Here is a 17,424-nt window from a genome sequence, read left to right on the forward strand (position 1 = left end):
CAGCCCCCGGCTGTTTCAGCGCCGGAAGATTCAAAGCGATCGCGCGACAGCGCGATGTCGCGCATCGTGTGCCGGGCCTGCCATAATTTCTCCTTTGCGCACGCGTTGTGTCTGATGGCGGCGAGACCTATCCTTCCAGTGATCGGACTGCCTCCCATTGACCCCCGACCGGATGGAGAGCGCATCGATGCCTGACACGAACGACCATAAACCTGATACCGGCAAGACCGATGACGCCAAGCCTGATACCGCCAAGACTGATAATGCCAAGCCTGATACCGCCAAGCCTGATACCGCCAAGCCTGATACCGCCAAGCCTGATACCGCCAAGCCGGATGCGGCGCGCGTCGACGGTGGGCTGGCGCGGGCCTACGACCGGATCAAGAGCGCAGAAGAAGAGCTTGCGCGGTTGGACCGGCTGGTTTCCGGAATGGAACGCAACAGCGAAGCTCCGCGGACCTCGCACGCAAGCGCCGCCGCGACGGCAGCCACCACTTCCGCAAACAAGGCGGCGGCGGCTGATGCCAAGCCTCTAAACACCAAGCCTCTAAACACCAAGCCTCGCGATCAGGGCCTGAAGGGAGACAGGGCCATGATGCGCGCTTTGGCTATTCTCGTGCTGGCGATCGGCCTGCTCGGTGCCGCCGTCGCTTCGCAATATGGCGACGAGGCCATATCGATCGGCAAGTCGATCATGGCGCGCTGGGCTCCGCCGGCCGCGAGCAGCTCGCCGCAAGAGTCTGCGGCGGAAACTCCGGCGCAGCCGTCGACGGTGCTGCTGGCGGCTGCGGATGAGCCGAGCCCGGTGCCTGCGCTGCCGGGGCCCAAGGACTCGGAAAGCGCTCCGAAGTCTGCCGCCACGGTGGCCGAGCCGTCATCGTCCGAGCTCGCGCAATCGCTCAAGGCCATCACGAGCGAGCTTGCGAACATCACCGGCAAGCTCGAGCAGCTGAAGAGCCGCGGCGAACAGGCCCTGCGCGACCAGGCCGACACCATCGAGCAGCTCAAGGCCGCGCAGGCGAAGGATGCGGCGGACAATGCGCGCCTCGCCGCCCAGGTCCAGGCGCTGCAAACGCAACTGAGCGCGTCATCGGCGTCATCCGCCTCTGCAGGCGCCAAGCCCGTCGTGCGCAGCGTGGTGAGCAACGATGCGGCTGCGCGCGCCCGGGCGCACGTACCAGACGCCGCTCCACGGCGGCCCAGGCCGCCGCCGCGAGGCCCCTGGATGCCGCCGCCCTATATGGCCGACCCTTATTACGGCGGTCCGGATTGGTGAGCCCGCAAGGCGCCGGCTTGCTTCTCGCACGCGCGATCGGGTTTGACGCCTGACGAGCTGCGGCTTCGGCTCGCCCTCGATGGACGGCGTTAGTCGCGCAAGTCTACCGTCCAGCCGAGCGAAGGTCTTCTGCGACGCCGTCAAATGCGTTCTGCACGGCGACAGCCTCCGCCCCACCCTGCTCCGCATCCGACGTTTGCTGACGCTTGCCGACGCCAAAAATATCCTGCACTAGCCCGAGCTTCCCCAGCCCCAGAATAATCAACCCATTAATATCGACCTCGTACCACGCATGCGACAGATACGCATCCCGCGGAAACCGGTGATGGTTGTTGTGCAGCCCTTCGCCGAACGTCAGCAGCGTCGTCACCAGCTCGTTTGTCGTGCCGTCGTTGGTCTCGAAGCGGCGGTAGCCGTAGCGGCCGTCGCTGTGGCAGACCGAGTTCACCAGTGAGGTGGCCATGGTCATGAGGTAGCTGCGGAACAGGCCGGAGAACAGGATGCAGCCGATCATCGTGTGCACGCCGCCAAAGGCGTAGCCGATGGCGGCGGGAATGATCAGCGCCGACAGCGCGTACCAGTACCAGCGCGTCCTGGTGAAGAACATCGCGATCGGATCGGCCAGGATGTCCTTGGCGTAGTAGGTAGCATCTGTGGTCTCGCGGTCCCACACCCAGCCGCCCTGCGCATGCGACATGCCCTTGGCGAAGCTGGTGTAGGGGTTGCCGGCGCCGTCGTAATAGGGGCTGTGGACGTCGCCGGGCCTGTCGGAGTGAAGATGGTGCCGCCGGTGGTTGCTCACCCATTTCAGGATCGAGCCCTGCACGGCCATGGTCGCGAGCGCGGCGAAGATCGTCCGCATCACCGGACCGCAGCGAAAGCTGCGGTGCACGAAGTAGCGATGCATGAAGCCGATCCCGATCGTGGACAGCACGAAGGTGCCGGCGAAGACGGAAAGCTCCACCCGGCCGATGCCTTGCCAGAAGGCCCAGACCAGCGCCGCGACCGAACCGCCGATCATGATGGCGAAGGAGATGTAGGAATCGCGAAACTTGGCGTCGACCACCGGGCCTTCGGTGAGCACGCCCGGGGGCATTTTCCGCTCCGAAAGCTGCTCGGACGCCACGCTCTCAACCACGGTCATTTCAGCCGATCCATTCCCGCAAAATGCACTCTTCTGCGGTGCAGCGTACAGCCGAGGGTTGTTTTGAGCAAGGACCCGGGGCGACGACCGCGGAGCTGCGGCCTTGAGGGCGTAACCCACCTCTTTCGTGTCTCGGGTGATAAACAATGATGGGTTACGCTCGCGGACTTGGCGCAGCCGCGAGCTAACCCACCTACTGACCCGATGTACCTCGACCGCAATGTCACCGGCGTTCGCGCCTGCGCCGGCGACAGCGGCTTGCCGCGGATGACCGCGGTTAGCAAACGAGCGTAGATCCTATGGGTGACGGTGGTCAGAGGTAAGTTGAGTTGACGACCACCAACTCACCCGTAGGATCTACGAACGAGCTACGCTCTACGTCCGCCTCATGGCATCTCGCTCATCGTCACCTTGGCGGCGATCCCGGTCAGCTCGGGCTCTTGCGGCGCAAGCTCCTCATCGGATGATGGGCCGAACGAGACCTCAGTCATTCTGCGCTTGACCTGTTCGCAGGTCTTGCGCACGTCCTCGGTGAACAGCGCGCATTCTTCGATGCGCTTGAAGATCTTCCGTCCCTCTTCACGATACCCCGCCGCCGTTTCTCGCATGAAGGCGATCGCATCATGAACCTGGGCCGTCAGCGCCTCGCATTTTTGCGCGGCGTCGATCAACTCGGTGCCCATGGCCTCGATCTCTTTTGCAGCGGACTCATAGTCGCGAATGACCGCCTCTGCACTGAGTGCGCCGACGCGCGACACACCCGCTGTGTGCTCGACGTAATCAGGTAGAGCAATTGAAGTAATAGGGCTTCCCGAACGGACCGACGCAATGTCCGCCTCGAGTTGGACCAAGTTCACACCGTCCCGTCTGCGCAATTGTTCGACACTTGCCATCACTGATCCTCTCAATACGCGCCCAGAACCCCAAGCAGCATTGGGTTTATTACGGGGATAAGTGTCGTTCTACTCCGATGTATTGTTGACAGTCGCAGCTTTGCCATTTTTTCCCAATCGCGGACGGTGCACGCAGAGGTAATGGCTTATCGGAATTCAACTTCCCCGTGTCACGTTTGGTGAAGACGGTAATTGCGCAAGAACTCGGCCTCTAAATCAGTCCGTATGAATGGTTGAGCGAGCCTGGCCCGGATCGAAGCGTGGCAAATCGAGGGCTGTACCGCACGCACAGGGCCTCCATCGGCGCTTTGCGCCGACAGCAAGCTGCTCGGTTTGACGTGTGGCGTCGGTCGATCACCACATGCCGCAGCCGTGATGGTTACTCACCACCAATACGGCCACCGCCATCCCTCATAGCGAACGTACGACGGCACTAGCGGCGGACCATAGGGATCGACCCGGTCGTCTTCAGGACGATAACGATATCGTGGAACAATATTGTAATCCCACGGCGTCGGCCGGAGCACCGGCGCCGTGACGATCAGCCGCTGCTGCGGCTCACGAACGACGACAGCCTTCCGCGTCCGGGCTTCAGCACCTGATATTCCAAGGCTGCCCAGCACCAGCGCCGTTCCGATCGCACACGCGATGGTCTTATTCATGCGTTGGTCTCCTTCGCCAAGAGAGTGCAACAGGGGTGCAAAGCAAGGCAAGCGAATTCGCGCTGGATATTGCATGAATGCCCGTTGTCGGCCTTCGCCCCCTCTCCAACGCATTGCGAGGAGCTCGCGACAAAATCGCGTAGCAATTTTGCGCTGATGCGACGAAGCAATCCAGACTGTCGCGGCGGAAAGCACACTGGATTGCTTCGCCTTGCTCGCAATGACGGAGAGTCTGACAGCGAGCGTGCGAGGACTCACGCCGCGCCGACGTCTTCAGGCGCCGCGCCGGCCACCAGCCCGTCGAGACTGAACATCAACAAATCCGCGATGTGCATCAGCTTGTAGAGCGGAATGTTCGCCTCGCCCTGCTCGGCTTGCGCCAGGAAGCCGGGCGTGACGCCGATGTGCTCGGCGAGCTGCGCCTCGGTGTAGCCGCGGGTCTCGCGCGCAGCCTTGACGCGCGCGCCGATGCCGAGCCGGTGCCGGGCCTGCTCCCCACCGTCATCATCACCGCCTGCTCGTCCGCGCTCGCATAACCGTCCGCGAACGCGCTGCCGATCAGCCGGGCCTTGCGCCAGGCGACGCGGCAGTCCTTGCGCAGGCCGCTTGAGAAGATCAGCATGAACTGCTCGGCGACCCAGAGCGACGAGTTGAGCTCCAGGCGTGCGCCGGTGCCGGAGACATCACGGATCGTGCAGGGCACGCTGACGGTGCTGCCGCTGCCGTTGTCGAATTCGACGATGCCGGTCCTCAGCGTGTGGTGCCTGATTGCGGCGCGATGATCGCTCATGACAGCTCCCGTGGACTTGCGGCGGCGTAAGAACACATCCGACGCATAATCGGGGCGAGGATACCGCAGAATTTTGGCCTAACCGCTAAGCTTCCAATCGACAGCGAAAGCCATGGTAAAGGAATTGCTTCCGCGCGACCTTATCGGCGAAGAGCGCGTAGCCCGGACGGAGCGAAAGCGAAATCCGGGACCAGCGTTTGCGTCGTTGCACGATCGCCCCGGATTACGCTGCGCTGGTCACTCGCGCGCGCGGCGCAGGGCCTCTTCCAATTTCCTTCTCTGCTTGTCCCATCTTCCCTGCTCGGCCTCGGCGCGCTCGTCGAGCGCGGCGCGCTCGGATTCGATCTTCTCCGCCCGCGCTTCGTGCTCCCGCCTTGCCACGTCGAGCGCTGCCTCGGCTGCGGCGACGGCCTGCTGCCGCCGCGCGCGCTCCCTGGCGCGGGCGGCCTCCTCCTTGCGACGCTCGGCCTCGCGCCGCCGCTCCTCCTTCTCGAATGCCGCGGCGGCCTTGCGCGCGGCCTGATCGTCGATCTTGCGGGATGTTTTCTTTGCGGTCTTGGCCGGACGCTTGGACCTGCGTCTGGGCTTGCCCTCGCCCTCGCCGAGATCGGCCGGCAGCTCCGCGCTCTCAGTGAACGGGCCGTCAGAGCCGACCGGGCGCCTGAGCACGACCCCCGGCTTCGCCATCGTCGCCGCGACGATGTCGGGGTCGTCGGTCTCCTTGGCGACGCCCTGATGGAACAGATTGGAGCTGGCGCCCCAGGCCTGAAGCGCCGCCTTCATCGAGGGTGCGGCGATCGCCTGATCGTAGAAGCCGAGCGAGGTCTGGTAGGTCTTCAGTTTCTTTGGCATGTCGCTCCGATTGTAGCTTGCTGTCCGCCAGCGGTCGTAGCCCCAACTACGAATCCCCAAGCAATGCGTCATATCCCTGTGCGCTGAACGCCAGCAGACAGAATCCATGCCCGAACGGATCGGCCAGCATCGCGATCCGCCCATAGGGCGTATCGCGCGGGGGCACCTCCAGGATCGCACCCGCGCCGAGCGCACGCGCGAGGGCAGCGTCGACATCGTCGACGACGACGTCGATATGAACGGGCGTCCAGTGCCGCTCGTAGCGGCGGCGGTCGCGGCCGGCGCCGATTGTGCCGGCCTGCTTGGTCAAGAGATAGACCGGCGCCGGCCAGCCGAGCAGCTCGACGAAATCGGCGCCGAAGCGGCGGCCGACCGTCAGGCCGAAGGCTTCGGTGTAGAACGTCGTGGCTTTGCCTACGTCCGGGACATCGATGTTGAGGAGGAAGCTCATGGCGGGCTCGTCGCAAGTTGCGAAGCGAGCGTAGCCCGTATGGAGCGTCAGCGTAATCCGGGTTGGTGCCGCACCTCCGGGCCCGAATTACGCTGACGCTACATCCGGGTGACGCGCAAAGCTCCTCGCCAACGGACGAGCGCCATCATGGCATCATGCCACTGTTTTTCCCGACCGGAGCAAACGTAATTCGGTATCGCCGAAATCAACAACCATTCGATTCTGTGGGCGATCATCCACGGCATCCTGGGTTGGCTGTACGTGATCTTCGTCGCGCATTTTCGGTGACATCGCACCGGCAGGCAAGGCCGGCCCGCGCCGTTCGCAGCTTTTCCTTGCTTTCCCGGTCCCGGCCTCTACGGTCGCGCCGCGAACGAACCGCGAGACGAGACCATTCATGTCCGACACGATGAAATGCCCGGCCTGCAACTCCGAGCACGCCTACCAGGACCGCGGTCTCTGGGTCTGCCCGGAATGCGGCCATGAATGGAGCGGCGAGGCGGAAGCGGCCGCAGACACGGCGCAGGATGCGGGCGTGCGCGATGCCAACGGCAATGTGCTCGCCGACGGTGACAGCGTCATCGTGATCAAGGATCTCAAGATCAAGGGCTCGTCCTCGGTCGTCAAAGGCGGCACCAAGGTGCGCAACATCCGCCTGCAGGATGCCAGCGACGGCCACAACATCGCCTGCAAGATCGACGGCATCGGTGCGATGAATCTGAAATCGGAGTTCGTGAGGAAGGCGTAGCTCGCGCTGGCGCGTCCCCGCTACGACGCCCGCTTCTCACGGCGGCGGGTGCGCGCCGAAGGCTTGCCACGCTGCCGAAGATCGCTCAGAAAAATTCCACGCTGAGATCGAGGCACGCGCGGCGCGCGGGCGACGTGGAAATGGAAGAACCAAAGTGAAGCAGTGGATTCCGCCTCTCCGCGGAACCCACCTGCCTTTTTGCGATATCAGCTTAGCGGGCCGCGCCCCTGGTGACATCGGCGGTCTTCACCTTGCGTGGGCTCAGCACCTTCGCCTGATGGACCGAGGCGACCGTGCTGGGCGCTGCGACCTTCTGCTCGACATGCGCAGCACCGAGCACGCGCACCTGCAGCGGGGAGACCGGGAAGCCGTTGGCCTCATAGATCGGCAGCTCGGCGGCGACGGCGGCCGTGCCGCCCGCGATCGTCAGGATGGCGGCGGCGATCGACAAAATCTTCTTGTTCATTGATGGTGCTCCAAAGGTAAGAGTCGGAGCATATTTAGGCGCGTTTTGCTGCAGCGCGACATACATTGCTGCATCGCAACAGCGCGCCCGACGCATGACGATATGCCTAATGCGTACAAGGCCTTGGACGAATCACACCGGCTGCGACATGGCGCTTCCACGGGCGGTGCTCAGCCACCGAGCACATTGCCCCAGCCATCGAAGAGGTAAGTCTTCCAGGCCACGGTTCCATCCGTGCCGCGCCGACTGGCACGCCGGTAGTCGTCTGCCTGATCGGCGGTCCAGGTGATGATCGTGTCCGAAAGGCGATCGTGGAGGATGGCGGGCTCGGTGGGATCGAAGTTGTCCATGGGACGAAGCGAGGAATGTGTCATGGCGCCTCCAACGCTCCAGCCGCCGCAAAGTTTCGGCAGCGCAGCGAAGCAAAAGGTACGCTGCGCGTTCTGGATACGAAAGGGACAATAGAGATCCCTTGCTTCAACGCCATCGCCAGCGATTTGCAGCCTTGCGACCAGATTGGTGCCGAGAGCGTAGATGATCTCGATGATGGCGAGCGCGATTCCAGCTGCGATCAGCACCATAACAACCGGAGATTGCGGACTGACGGAACTGCACGGCCACAATCCAAGATTGCGTAAATGCATTCGCTGCAAGTAGATGACAATGCTGCATTTGCAGTCGATTTCGCGCCGATGCGTTGCTGGAACCATGATGGAACCCGCGTTGCACCTCGGCAACACCCGTCTCGAAAAGCCTGCATCCACCGATTTGCGCCATTGCGCCGCCACCCCGGAGCCCGAACAATCGAGGCGCTGCGTGCCTTTCCGTCAAGACTGTTTTCGTCAAGACTGTTTTCGTCAAGACTGTTTGCATCATGACTGTTCGGACAGGATGGTTCGAACAGAACCGTTCGGAGGCAGGGATCATGAACGATCGGCGGTCTCTTCTGGTGGCACTGTCGTGTCCCTCGGCCGTTCTCGCGGGCTGGCTGGCGTTGTCTCTCTCCGCCCATGTCCCCGCCCTCATCGAGAACAGCGGCGCCAATGCGGCTGCCGTCCCGCACGTCAAGGACTTCGGCCGCCTCGACCTCGCCGACGTGCCGCACGCTGCGACGATCGAGGACGGCATCGCCCTGACCGCCGAGATCGCCGCCGTCGCTGCGGCGCCTGCCGCGGCAGCGACAGCGCCGACAACGCCCGAGGAGCCCGCCTTCGCCGTCGAGCTCGCTTCGGCCGACCCTGTGCTGATCCTGCCGACGGAGGCAGCGCCCGCGCCGCAGACTTCGCCTGAACCGGAGCCCATCGCCAGCGCGGCTGCCCCTGCGCCGGAGCCCGTCAAGCTCGCATCCGCCGATCCCACCGAGATCGTGACGACGGACGCACTGTCCCCCGCCGCGGTTGCGGGTGGCCCCGTCGCGCCTGCCAGCAACGTGTCGCCGCCTGCCGACACCGTCACCGTGCTCGACGAATGCTTCGTCATCGATGCCTGTATCGACCGCTACCTCTGGACGCTCTATCAGCGCACCCCGAAAGAGGACACGATCAAGGTTCAGGAGCGGCGCGCCGTCACCATCAAGCGCAGGGGCAAGACCGTCACGGTGATGCGCAGCTTCACGAAGCTGGTCGATCAGGACTTCGGCTGGAAAGATCCGAAGGCGGCCGAGCGCGCCGGCATGTCGATGATGGACTACGTCATCGGCGGCATGGACAAGAGCTTCAAGCAGAAGCTGTTCCGCACACTGCTCGCAGCCGAAGCCGCCGGCCTGTCGCCGGGCATCACCAGCGCATTTCGCGACGATTACCGCCAGTCGATCGCGAGCGGCCTGAAGGCCGCCTCCGACCGCTCCTATCACGGCGGCAGCAGCCGTGGCGGCTACGGCCACGGCATGGCGGCTGACATCGTCAGCACCCAAGGCAATGACCGCGCGCAGCGCTGGGTCTCGACCGAGATCCTGTGGAAGTGGGTCGACGCCAACGGCAAGGCGTTCGGCATCGGTCGCCCCTATCTCGACCGCGATCCGCCGCATGTCGGCCCGATCGACGGCCAGGAATACATCTCGAAGCGTGGCACCGCCGATCGCAAGGACGTTGCAAGCGCCAAGCCGAAGAAGCTGCGGGCCGTGGCCAGCGCCAAGCCGCCAAAGGCCCACGCCGCGCGCGAGCAGAAGAGCTCGGCCAAACCGCAGAAATCGGCGCAATCCGCGACCAAGCGCGCAACCTGACCGGCTACGGCTTGCGCGGCGTTCTCGGCAACGGCACGAGCCGCATCTCGGCCGAGCCGGCTTCCTGCGTGCGCACCAGCACCGCAAAGATCGTGTCGACCGCAAGCCGTACGGCCGACTCCATCGCTTCGCCCTTGGCCAGATGCGCCGCAATCAGCCCGGTGAGGAGGTCACCGGTGCCGTAGGGACGGATCGGCAGGCGCAGTGTTGCAAAGCGCGACAATCGCCCGCCGGCGCACAGGATCGTCTCGACCTGCCCCGCCGCCGTGTCAGCGAGGGTGCAGCCGGTGGCGACGACGTCGGTACGGCCTGCCCCTGCCAGTACCGCGCAAGCCGCGCTGAGGCCTTGGGCATCGGCAGTCGTCACTCCCGAGAGCAGCTCGAGCTCGAACTGGTTCGGTGTCGTGAGGTTCGCCGCCGGCAGCAGCCGGTGCCGGACAACGTCCAAAATGCCGTCCGCGACATAGACGCGGCCGTCATCGCCGATCACGGGATCGCAGAGATAGACGAGCTTCGCATTGCGCGTGCGCGCCCGCTCGACGAAATCGGCGATCACGGCGGCATTGGCGGGCGAGCCGAGATAGCCGGTTACGAGCACGGCCGCCTCGTCGACGAGACCGCGCTCCTCCACGCCCTTCAGGAGATCCGCGATGAGCTCGGTCTCCAGCACCCGGCCGCGCAGGCTCGGATAGCGCGGATGGTTGGACAGCAGCGTCGTCGGCACCGCCGCAACGTTCACGCCCTCCGCCTGAATGGCGTAGGCAGCCGCGCTGTTGCCGACATGGCCGTGGACCACCTGGCTCTGAATGGAGATGACGAGCATGAGATAGGTCCGTAGAGTCAAACGTTGAGTGTGGCAAGAGCAGCAGGCCCGCGGTCTCGCGCTTCAGCGGCGTGCAAGCTCATCGAGATAGGCGCAGAACATATCGGCCAGGCCGTCTGCTCATCAACTCTGGAGACTTCGAACGACCACCCCGACCATCGCATCGCTTGCGCCGCTGCTGGATCGCCTGTTCGGCGAAGCCGAGGCTGCAAGCGACGCAACGGAAGCCGCTGTTGCGGATCTGTCCGACGCAGACCGGGACCGAATGATGCGGAGCAAGACCGAATATCGCGATCTCTATGGACGCCTGAAGGAGGCACCGCTCGCGGTCTCGCGCGAGACCGGAGCGCTGCTCTACATGCTGGCGTCCGCATCATGTCGCAGGTTCGTCACTGACACATGATATGGGCTCGGGCTCATGACCTCCGCCTTCAATGCCTACGCAGCTCTCGCCCTTGCCATCGTGTTCGAGGTCACGGCGTCGGCGTTGCTGCAGCAGTCCGCGCAATTCACCCGTCCCTGGCCGACGCTGGCGATGGTGCTGTTCTACGCCGCCTCGTTCTACGCGCTGTCGGTGGCGATCCGGGTCATCCCGTTGAGCATCGCCTATGCGATCTGGGGCGGGGTCGGCATCATCCTGACCGCCACCGTTTCATTCGTGCTGTTCCGCCAGATACTGGACGCTGCAGCCTTCGTCGGCATCGCGCTGATCGTATCAGGGGTCGTGATCATCAACCTGTTCTCGGAGACCACGATGCGTTGATGCCGGAATGCCACGGCGCGCCGTTATTGGCTCTGCACCGGCTTGGGCGGACGCGGCGCCGAACGGGGCGCCTTTGCACCGGGCTTGCCCGAACCCCGGGGCGGCGGCTCATCAACCGACTCGAGATAGGCGGCAAGTGCCTTGGCCGAGTCGGAGCTGGTTGCGTAATGATCCCTCAGGAACCAGGACAGCGTCAGGCTGAAGCGGCCCTTGGCAAGGCCGCGTGGGCTGCGGTGGCAGGTCGCGCAGCCTTCAGCGAAGATCTTCGCGGGCGATTTGCCGGCGTCGAGATTTTGCGCGACGGCGGCCGTCGCCGTCAGCACTGCGGCTGCAAGAATCATCAAGAGCGCGGTCAAGTCGCGTCCCGGTCGAAACAGCGACGTCAAATGTGGTCCCCCTCGCCCGGCGTGCGATCACGCGGCCGACGGCTGATCGAATTCGGGCGGCGCGTAGGCCTTGCCGTCCTGGTCGGTAATGACGACCCGCCAGCCCTCGCTCGCCCACACTTTCGCCTTCGCCACGATGAGCAGCCGGCTCTCGCGGGCGAAACTGTACTTCTCGTTGTCGCGTTCTGCGACCATCTTGTAGGCCAATTCGCATCCCCTTGCGTCGCCCTGCACCCGGCCTCCTCGTGGCAGCGGGCTTTGGCGGCAATTCGCCGGGAGCGTGGCAATTTGATGCCATCCGCAGGCAGTATGGCCGGCCCCGTACCATCGGCAACGGAGCCGATCCTGCTGTTCGGATCGGCGCTAAAGCATGATCCGGAAAAGTGCGAAGCGGTTTTCCGGAAAGATCATGCGTAAACAACAAGCTAAAGCGCGATGACGATTCATCCAAATCTCATCGCGCTTTAGCACTACTTTGGCAGATTGTGTTTTCGCCGCTGTTTTTCACGGATTTGCCTTCGGCAATATGGGCAATGCTGAGACGGCGGCCGAAGGATGAGATCGACGATGGCGTGACGTACGGCTGGCATGGTTGGCTGAGGCGGAGGCCCGTAGATTCTTTTTTTTCCGCCCCGCGTGTGCGAGGCGACGATGTTGCAGGAAGGCGTAGGCAATCATTGTCATCAGGGCGTGGCGATGAAGACCTTGCCATGATCGCCCTTCGAAGTGATCAAGTCCAAGTTCCTCCTTCAACTGCTGATGCGCCTGCTCACAAATCCACCGTGCCTTGATGGTGGCGGCCAGCGTGCGCAGATCCGTCGCCGCCGGAAGATTGGCCAGATAGTATTTCTTCTCCCCGGACGCACGTTGCTCGCCAATGAGCCAGGCTTCGTCGCCTGGGAGATGCTGCTGACCTTTATCCCATATCCGCTGCGGAGGGCCGTCGGCGGTCCGGACACGGACCGCAGCAAATTGGGCTTTAAGCCGACCTTTCGTCCCGCTACGCCAACTCACGGTTTTCCATTTGGCGCCGGCCAGCATTTGCTCGGCCGCAATTGATAAGATATCGGGCACGTGGTGCTTTCGTGGTTTGCCGCGGGCTTTGGTAATCGGCCAAATGAGCTTCACATCGACCGGATACACTTTCAGGTGCCGCGGGATTCCGACAGCCCAGACCAGCCCGCGCTCTGTTAGCCCTTGTCGAAACGGTGCGCTGAGGCCGTATCCTGCATCCGCCAGCACATATCCAAAGCGCACGTTGGCTGCTATCGCGCGGTCAATCTCGGCCAAAGCAATCTCCGGCTTGGACCGTGGCGTTCGATGTTCGACTGGCACGCGAGCGCGCTTCAAACGAGATTCGTCGCTTGTCCAACTGTCAGGCAGAAAGAGACGTAACGCGACCATCACGGGTACTTCGCCGCGCGCAAGCGTCAAAGACACCAGTGTTTGGCAATTTGCCGTTTTACCGAGAGCCGAGGCGTATTGAGCCGCAACACCGACCGAGCGCTCACCCTTCTTGGGAAGTGAGGTGTCATCAATAACCAGCACCGCATCCCTGCCGCCGACAAGTCGGTCCGCCTGGTTGAGCAACTCTGTCTCCAGCGGCGTCGCGTCCCAGACACCGTCCGCAATGAAATGGTGCAACTGGTCGTAGGTGCTGGTGGCAAGGCGTTCCGCCATCGGCTGAACGCTCTTACGATCGCCGGGACCGATCAATCCCGCAACATACAGAGGACACATCCGCTGCCGGGTCTTATGACCCAGTCGGTCCAAGAACGGCATCAGCCAGCGTTCGAGTTCGTCTTCCCATCCCGGCATGGTCAGCCCTCCAAGAGCCGACCACCCATGAATCATTGAAAAATTGATTCGGGAATCCTATAAAACGCGCCAAAATCAACAATCTGCCAAAGTAGTGTTAGGGTCTGTACTCAATAGGGATTCCCGCTGAGGCGGAGTTGTGATTCAAGACCTCCGAGTCGAAGGGGGGCTTGATGGGGCAAAAGCTATATTGGCTGAGTGAGGCGGAGTGGAAGCGGATTGAACCGCTGTTGCCACGTGGGCGGCGCGGCGCCCATCGCGTGGATGACCGACGCGTGATCAGCGGGATCCTCCACATGCTGCGATCGGGCGCACGCTGGCGAGACTGCCCGGCAGATTACGGCCCCTACACGACCATCTATAACCGCTTCAATCGCTGGAGCCGCCAAGGCGTGTGGGGCAATATTTTCTACGCCTTGACTGGCTCAACCGGCCGGGTCGGGACAATGTCCATCGACGCGACCCACATCAAAGCCCACCGCTCGGCGGCGGGCGCAAAAGGGGGACTTCCAGCAGGCGGTCGGCCGCTCGCGAGGCGGACGCACCACCAAAATCCACGCGCTGACCGAGGATTATGGACGTCCGATCGCCTTCGTGATCACGCCTGGCAACTGCCATGACCTCACGGCGGCGCGCGATCTGCTGCCTGCCGTCTCTCCTGCTCGACGATTGCTTGCTGACAGGGCCTATGACGCCAATAGCCTGCGTGAGTGGTTGGCCGAGCGCGGAATAAAGGCAGTAATTCCGCCCAACCCAACTCGCAAGCATCCGCACCGGTACGACGTGAAGGCCTACAAAGGACGCAATCTCATCGAACGCATGTTTTGCCGCCTCAAGGACTTCAGGCGGATTGCGACCCGCTACGACAAGCGAGCCGACAACTTCCTCTCGGCCATCCTCTTGGTCGCCGCCGTTACTTGGTGGATCAATTGAGTCCGGACCCTAGCACTACTTTGGCAGATTGTTGATTTTGGCGCGTTTTATAGGATTCCCGAATCAATTTTTCAATGATTCATGGGTGGTCGGCTCTTGGAGGGCTGACCATGCCGGGATGGGAAGACGAACTCGAACGCTGGCTGATGCCGTTCTTGGACCGACTGGGTCATAAGACCCGGCAGCGGATGTGTCCTCTGTATGTTGCGGGATTGATCGGTCCCGGCGATCGTAAGAGCGTTCAGCCGATGGCGGAACGCCTTGCCACCAGCACCTACGACCAGTTGCACCATTTCATTGCGGACGGTGTCTGGGACGCGACGCCGCTGGAGACAGAGTTGCTCAACCAGGCGGACCGACTTGTCGGCGGCAGGGATGCGGTGCTGGTTATTGATGACACCTCACTTCCCAAGAAGGGTGAGCGCTCGGTCGGTGTTGCGGCTCAATACGCCTCGGCTCTCGGTAAAACGGCAAATTGCCAAACACTGGTGTCTTTGACGCTTGCGCGCGGCGAAGTACCCGTGATGGTCGCGTTACGTCTCTTTCTGCCTGACAGTTGGACAAGCGACGAATCTCGTTTGAAGCGCGCTCGCGTGCCAGTCGAACATCGAACGCCACGGTCCAAGCCGGAGATTGCTTTGGCCGAGATTGACCGCGCGATAGCAGCCAACGTGCGCTTTGGATATGTGCTGGCGGATGCAGGATACGGCCTCAGCGCACCGTTTCGACAAGGGCTAACAGAGCGCGGGCTGGTCTGGGCTGTCGGAATCCCGCGGCACCTGAAAGTGTATCCGGTCGATGTGAAGCTCATTTGGCCGATTACCAAAGCCCGCGGCAAACCACGAAAGCACCACGTGCCCGATATCTTATCAATTGCGGCCGAGCAAATGCTGGCCGGCGCCAAATGGAAAACCGTGAGTTGGCGTAGCGGGACGAAAGGTCGGCTTAAAGCCCAATTTGCTGCGGTCCGTGTCCGGACCGCCGACGGCCCTCCGCAGCGGATATGGGATAAAGGTCAGCAGCATCTCCCGGGCGACGAAGCCTGGCTCATTGGCGAGCAACGTGCGTCCGGGGAGAAGAAATACTATCTGGCCAATCTTCCGGCGGCGACGGATCTGCGCACGCTGGCCGCCACCATCAAGGCACGGTGGATTTGTGAGCAGGCGCATCAGCAGTTGAAGGAGGAACTTGGACTTGATCACTTCGAAGGGCGATCATGGCAAGGTCTTCATCGCCACGCCCTGATGACAATGATTGCCTACGCCTTCCTGCAACATCGTCGCCTCGCACACGCGGGGCGGAAAAAAAAGAATCTACGGGCCTCCGCCTCAGCCAACCATGCCAGCCGTACGTCACGCCATCGTCGATCTCATCCTTCGGCCGCCGTCTCAGCATTGCCCATATTGCCGAAGGCAAATCCGTGAAAAACAGCGGCGAAAACACAATCTGCCAAAGTAGTGCTAGTGCACGCGGATAATATGGGGACGGCCGAGATTGATCAGGCCCTGCACCGCCGAGAGGCGGTCATCGAGGGCTGCAATGGTGAGCAGCAGATTGTTGCGACGCTCGTCGAGCAAACCCATCTCGGCGCCGGTGAGCTTCGCGCTCGCCCGTTCCTTGTGGATCGCTTCGAGAGATTTGCGCAATCCGGCGATCAGGCCGGCCAGCTGCTTGGCCTCCTTGGTCATCGACCGCTTTGCGACATTTTGCTGACGGCGCGTCTCCGCTTGGCTCTGTCTCATCATCATCCTCCGGTGCCCCGCTGCCCCGAGTGGATGACTACAGCTTTGGGTAGACATATTACGATCGATGAAATCTGTCCGCGAAGAACTTTCTTAAATTGTACGCGCACGGAACTTGAGCGGCCCGCCAAGCAGAAAGCCCGGCGCGAGGGCCGGGCTTTCCAGGGAAGGCTGAAGCGCGATGAGATTTGGATGAATCGTCATCGCGCTTCAGCTTGTTGTTTACGCATGATCTTTCCGGAAAACCGCTTCGCACTTTTCCGGATCATGCTTTAGTGCTTCTGGTGACCGTCGCCGGGACCGCCGGCCGGGGCGCCACCCGCACGTGGCGCGGCATTGACGTGCGGAGCGCCACCGCCGCCGGGATGCGGCATGGCAGGCGCGGTCGCGCGCGGTGCCGGCATCTGCGCGCGCGCATTCATCGGCGCACCATGACTCACATTCGGCTGCGCCACGTGCGGCGTCGCGGGCCGTGCGGCAGGTGCAGCCGACACGCGCGGCGCTTCATGCGCACGCGCCATCGGTTGGGCACGGACGGCGGCGCGGCTTGCAGCTTGCTCGTGCATCATGCGCGCCTGTGCATCGCGCGGATTGCGGCTCTGCACATTGGCCCGCTCATGCGCGATGCGCTCGCTACGGCCGACGCGCGTCCGGTCGGCCGTTACTGCAGCGTCGCGTTTCGTGATCGCCGCATCACGCTTCGTGATCGCAGCGTCGCCCCTTCCGATCGCAGCGTCGCGCCTTGCGATCGCAGCGTCGCGCCTTGCGATCGCGGCGTCGCGGGTGGCAATCGCGGCATCGTGCCGTGAGGTCGTAGCGTCACGCCCCGAGATCGCGGCGGCACCCTTGCCACGCACGCCTTCACGTTCCAGCGCAATTGCTGCGTCACGCGTCGCTGCACGACCGATACGGGCTGCGCCCGGGTCGAGCGTCATCCGCGTCGCAAAGCGCTCGTGCGAGATCCAGTAATTATTCCAGTAAGCGTGGCGGCGGTACCAGGGGCGTCCCGCATAATAGCTCGACCAGTACGAGGTCAGCACGAAGGGCACGACTGGCACGTCGATCTCGTCGACATAGTCGGGGAGATAGACGTAGTGATTGCGGTAGAGATATTCGAGATATTGCGAGGATACCCAGCCGCGATCGTCGGAGAAGCTCACGTCGCACCAGGCATTGCCGCGCAGGCAGCCATGGATGTTGACGCGGGCGCCGCCGGGGATGCGATCGACCAGGGGAAAGCCCGCGCCCGGCCCGGCACGCAGACCGGTCGAGACGGTGACGATGCCCGGCGCGGCCAGTGCGGCCGTCGGGGCGAGCAGCAATGCAGCAAACAGAACGCTTCTGAGTCTCATGGCATGTTCCTCCTCTGCGAGACGGAACGCGCAAGCGAAACGGGCGTTCCGCCTGTCATCATTGCATCCGCCGAAAGATTGAGAACACGCCGCGCGCGGAGTTC

The 17,424-nt window shown here is 63.0% G+C and carries 19 protein-coding genes and 3 pseudogenes; 7 read left to right on the forward strand and 15 right to left on the reverse strand.

All coding sequences use genetic code 11. The features are described 5' to 3' along the window. Positions 1-172 precede the first annotated feature (172 nt). Positions 173-1,276, forward strand: coding sequence for a hypothetical protein (locus BRAD3257_RS21425; RefSeq protein WP_122403458.1), 1,104 nt, complete (start codon positions 173-175; stop codon positions 1,274-1,276). A gap of 103 nt (positions 1,277-1,379) precedes the next feature. Here BRAD3257_RS21425 and BRAD3257_RS21430 read toward each other — a convergent pair whose 3' ends face one another. From BRAD3257_RS21430 to BRAD3257_RS39335, 7 genes and pseudogenes are all read right to left on the reverse strand, one after another. After that, entirely contained in the window at positions 1,380-2,420 is a 1,041-nt protein-coding gene (locus BRAD3257_RS21430; RefSeq protein ID WP_122403459.1) for an acyl-CoA desaturase, read from the reverse strand. 386 nt (positions 2,421-2,806) lie between these two features. After that, positions 2,807-3,313 (reverse strand): hypothetical protein, encoded by a 507-nt coding sequence (locus BRAD3257_RS21435; RefSeq protein WP_122403460.1) that lies wholly within the window; start codon positions 3,311-3,313, stop codon positions 2,807-2,809. Between the two features lie 383 nt (positions 3,314-3,696). Further along, entirely contained in the window at positions 3,697-3,975 is a 279-nt protein-coding gene (locus BRAD3257_RS21440; protein ID WP_122403461.1) for a hypothetical protein, read from the reverse strand. 254 nt (positions 3,976-4,229) lie between these two features. After that, positions 4,230-4,765 (reverse strand): annotated as a pseudogene (locus tag BRAD3257_RS21445) (helix-turn-helix domain-containing protein). Positions 4,766-5,002: 237 nt separating this feature from the next. Then, entirely contained in the window at positions 5,003-5,617 is a 615-nt protein-coding gene (locus BRAD3257_RS21450; RefSeq protein ID WP_122403462.1) for a cell envelope biogenesis protein TolA, read from the reverse strand. Between the two features lie 46 nt (positions 5,618-5,663). Beyond that, complete coding sequence (locus BRAD3257_RS21455; RefSeq protein ID WP_122403463.1) at positions 5,664-6,068, reverse strand: VOC family protein; 405 nt, start codon at positions 6,066-6,068, stop codon at positions 5,664-5,666. Between the two features lie 153 nt (positions 6,069-6,221). Next, positions 6,222-6,467 (reverse strand): hypothetical protein, encoded by a 246-nt coding sequence (locus BRAD3257_RS39335; protein WP_145987019.1) that lies wholly within the window; start codon positions 6,465-6,467, stop codon positions 6,222-6,224. On the opposite strand from BRAD3257_RS39335, the gene BRAD3257_RS21460 reads away from it, so the two are divergent. Then, positions 6,466-6,816, forward strand: a complete 351-nt coding sequence (locus BRAD3257_RS21460) for a zinc ribbon domain-containing protein YjdM (protein ID WP_122403464.1) — start codon at positions 6,466-6,468, stop codon at positions 6,814-6,816. The genes BRAD3257_RS39335 and BRAD3257_RS21460 overlap by 2 nt on opposite strands. Positions 6,817-7,027: 211 nt before the next feature. On the opposite strand, the gene BRAD3257_RS21465 is transcribed toward BRAD3257_RS21460, so the two are convergent. Beyond that, positions 7,028-7,282 carry a hypothetical protein gene (locus BRAD3257_RS21465; protein WP_122403465.1) on the reverse strand — a complete coding sequence of 85 codons (255 nt, stop codon included), beginning with the start codon at positions 7,280-7,282 and terminating at the stop codon, positions 7,028-7,030. Positions 7,283-7,452: 170 nt separating this feature from the next. After that, entirely contained in the window at positions 7,453-7,992 is a 540-nt protein-coding gene (locus BRAD3257_RS41100; RefSeq protein WP_244607661.1) for a hypothetical protein, read from the reverse strand. Positions 7,993-8,207: 215 nt separating this feature from the next. Here BRAD3257_RS41100 and BRAD3257_RS21480 point away from each other — a divergent pair, with 215 nt between their 5' ends. Next, the gene (locus tag BRAD3257_RS21480) at positions 8,208-9,503 is read left to right on the forward strand and encodes a M15 family metallopeptidase domain-containing protein (RefSeq protein ID WP_122403466.1); all 1,296 of its coding nucleotides are present in this window, start codon (positions 8,208-8,210) and stop codon (positions 9,501-9,503) included. A gap of 4 nt (positions 9,504-9,507) precedes the next feature. On the opposite strand, the gene pdxY is transcribed toward BRAD3257_RS21480, so the two are convergent. Further along, on the reverse strand, positions 9,508-10,326 hold the full coding sequence (gene pdxY, locus BRAD3257_RS21485; RefSeq protein ID WP_122403467.1) for a pyridoxal kinase: 819 nt from the start codon (positions 10,324-10,326) through the stop codon (positions 9,508-9,510). Positions 10,327-10,426: 100 nt separating this feature from the next. Between pdxY and BRAD3257_RS21490 the strand changes: the two are divergent. Both BRAD3257_RS21490 and BRAD3257_RS21495 read left to right on the forward strand, forming a co-directional pair. Beyond that, a pseudogene (locus BRAD3257_RS21490) lies at positions 10,427-10,723 on the forward strand (hypothetical protein); the annotation flags it as partial. 21 nt (positions 10,724-10,744) lie between these two features. After that, positions 10,745-11,089 carry a DMT family transporter gene (locus BRAD3257_RS21495; RefSeq protein WP_122403468.1) on the forward strand — a complete coding sequence of 115 codons (345 nt, stop codon included), beginning with the start codon at positions 10,745-10,747 and terminating at the stop codon, positions 11,087-11,089. A gap of 23 nt (positions 11,090-11,112) precedes the next feature. Here the strand turns inward: BRAD3257_RS21495 and BRAD3257_RS21500 are convergent, their stop codons facing one another. The 3 genes from BRAD3257_RS21500 to BRAD3257_RS21510 form a co-directional block, all read right to left on the reverse strand. After that, positions 11,113-11,430 carry a hypothetical protein gene (locus BRAD3257_RS21500; RefSeq protein ID WP_162500601.1) on the reverse strand — a complete coding sequence of 106 codons (318 nt, stop codon included), beginning with the start codon at positions 11,428-11,430 and terminating at the stop codon, positions 11,113-11,115. Between the two features lie 72 nt (positions 11,431-11,502). Continuing rightward, positions 11,503-11,709, reverse strand: coding sequence for a hypothetical protein (locus tag BRAD3257_RS21505; protein WP_162500295.1), 207 nt, complete (start codon positions 11,707-11,709; stop codon positions 11,503-11,505). A 270-nt stretch (positions 11,710-11,979) separates the two neighbouring features. Next, the gene (locus BRAD3257_RS21510; protein ID WP_122400733.1) at positions 11,980-13,329 is read right to left on the reverse strand and encodes an IS701 family transposase; all 1,350 of its coding nucleotides are present in this window, start codon (positions 13,327-13,329) and stop codon (positions 11,980-11,982) included. Between the two features lie 137 nt (positions 13,330-13,466). Between BRAD3257_RS21510 and BRAD3257_RS21515 the strand changes: the two are divergent. Next, positions 13,467-14,226 (forward strand): annotated as a pseudogene (locus BRAD3257_RS21515) (IS5 family transposase). 74 nt (positions 14,227-14,300) lie between these two features. Continuing rightward, positions 14,301-15,650, forward strand: coding sequence for an IS701 family transposase (locus BRAD3257_RS21520; RefSeq protein WP_122400733.1), 1,350 nt, complete (start codon positions 14,301-14,303; stop codon positions 15,648-15,650). A 36-nt stretch (positions 15,651-15,686) separates the two neighbouring features. On the opposite strand, the gene BRAD3257_RS21525 is transcribed toward BRAD3257_RS21520, so the two are convergent. Together BRAD3257_RS21525 and BRAD3257_RS21530 are read right to left on the reverse strand one after the other, a co-directional pair. Beyond that, positions 15,687-15,968, reverse strand: coding sequence for a hypothetical protein (locus BRAD3257_RS21525; RefSeq protein ID WP_162500296.1), 282 nt, complete (start codon positions 15,966-15,968; stop codon positions 15,687-15,689). Positions 15,969-16,240: 272 nt separating this feature from the next. Next, positions 16,241-17,320, reverse strand: a complete 1,080-nt coding sequence (locus BRAD3257_RS21530; protein WP_122403472.1) for an SH3 domain-containing protein — start codon at positions 17,318-17,320, stop codon at positions 16,241-16,243. Positions 17,321-17,424 lie beyond the last annotated feature (104 nt).

It is taken from the genome of Bradyrhizobium vignae, assembly GCF_900324035.1.
Classification (GTDB): Bacteria; Pseudomonadota; Alphaproteobacteria; order Rhizobiales; family Xanthobacteraceae; genus Bradyrhizobium; species Bradyrhizobium vignae.

Excerpts from the sequence above, each read along its gene's own strand:
- BRAD3257_RS21430 (WP_122403459.1), bottom strand. The coding sequence starts at position 2,420 with ATGACCGTGGTTGAGAGCGTGGCGTCCGAGCAGCTTTCGGAGCGGAAA.
- BRAD3257_RS21425 (WP_122403458.1), top strand. The coding sequence starts at position 173 with ATGGAGAGCGCATCGATGCCTGACACGAACGACCATAAACCTGATACC.
- BRAD3257_RS21525 (WP_162500296.1), bottom strand. The coding sequence starts at position 15,968 with ATGAGACAGAGCCAAGCGGAGACGCGCCGTCAGCAAAATGTCGCAAAG.
- BRAD3257_RS39335 (WP_145987019.1), bottom strand. The coding sequence starts at position 6,467 with ATGAATGGTCTCGTCTCGCGGTTCGTTCGCGGCGCGACCGTAGAGGCC.
- pdxY (WP_122403467.1), bottom strand. The coding sequence starts at position 10,326 with ATGCTCGTCATCTCCATTCAGAGCCAGGTGGTCCACGGCCATGTCGGC.
- BRAD3257_RS21440 (WP_122403461.1), bottom strand. The coding sequence starts at position 3,975 with ATGAATAAGACCATCGCGTGTGCGATCGGAACGGCGCTGGTGCTGGGC.
- BRAD3257_RS21465 (WP_122403465.1), bottom strand. The coding sequence starts at position 7,282 with ATGAACAAGAAGATTTTGTCGATCGCCGCCGCCATCCTGACGATCGCG.
- BRAD3257_RS21450 (WP_122403462.1), bottom strand. The coding sequence starts at position 5,617 with ATGCCAAAGAAACTGAAGACCTACCAGACCTCGCTCGGCTTCTACGAT.
- BRAD3257_RS41100 (WP_244607661.1), bottom strand. The coding sequence starts at position 7,992 with ATGGTTCCAGCAACGCATCGGCGCGAAATCGACTGCAAATGCAGCATT.
- BRAD3257_RS21530 (WP_122403472.1), bottom strand. The coding sequence starts at position 17,320 with ATGAGACTCAGAAGCGTTCTGTTTGCTGCATTGCTGCTCGCCCCGACG.
- BRAD3257_RS21460 (WP_122403464.1), top strand. The coding sequence starts at position 6,466 with ATGTCCGACACGATGAAATGCCCGGCCTGCAACTCCGAGCACGCCTAC.
- BRAD3257_RS21520 (WP_122400733.1), top strand. The coding sequence starts at position 14,301 with ATGATTCATGGGTGGTCGGCTCTTGGAGGGCTGACCATGCCGGGATGG.
- BRAD3257_RS21435 (WP_122403460.1), bottom strand. The coding sequence starts at position 3,313 with ATGGCAAGTGTCGAACAATTGCGCAGACGGGACGGTGTGAACTTGGTC.
- BRAD3257_RS21455 (WP_122403463.1), bottom strand. The coding sequence starts at position 6,068 with ATGAGCTTCCTCCTCAACATCGATGTCCCGGACGTAGGCAAAGCCACG.
- BRAD3257_RS21480 (WP_122403466.1), top strand. The coding sequence starts at position 8,208 with ATGAACGATCGGCGGTCTCTTCTGGTGGCACTGTCGTGTCCCTCGGCC.
- BRAD3257_RS21510 (WP_122400733.1), bottom strand. The coding sequence starts at position 13,329 with ATGATTCATGGGTGGTCGGCTCTTGGAGGGCTGACCATGCCGGGATGG.
- BRAD3257_RS21495 (WP_122403468.1), top strand. The coding sequence starts at position 10,745 with ATGACCTCCGCCTTCAATGCCTACGCAGCTCTCGCCCTTGCCATCGTG.
- BRAD3257_RS21500 (WP_162500601.1), bottom strand. The coding sequence starts at position 11,430 with ATGATTCTTGCAGCCGCAGTGCTGACGGCGACGGCCGCCGTCGCGCAA.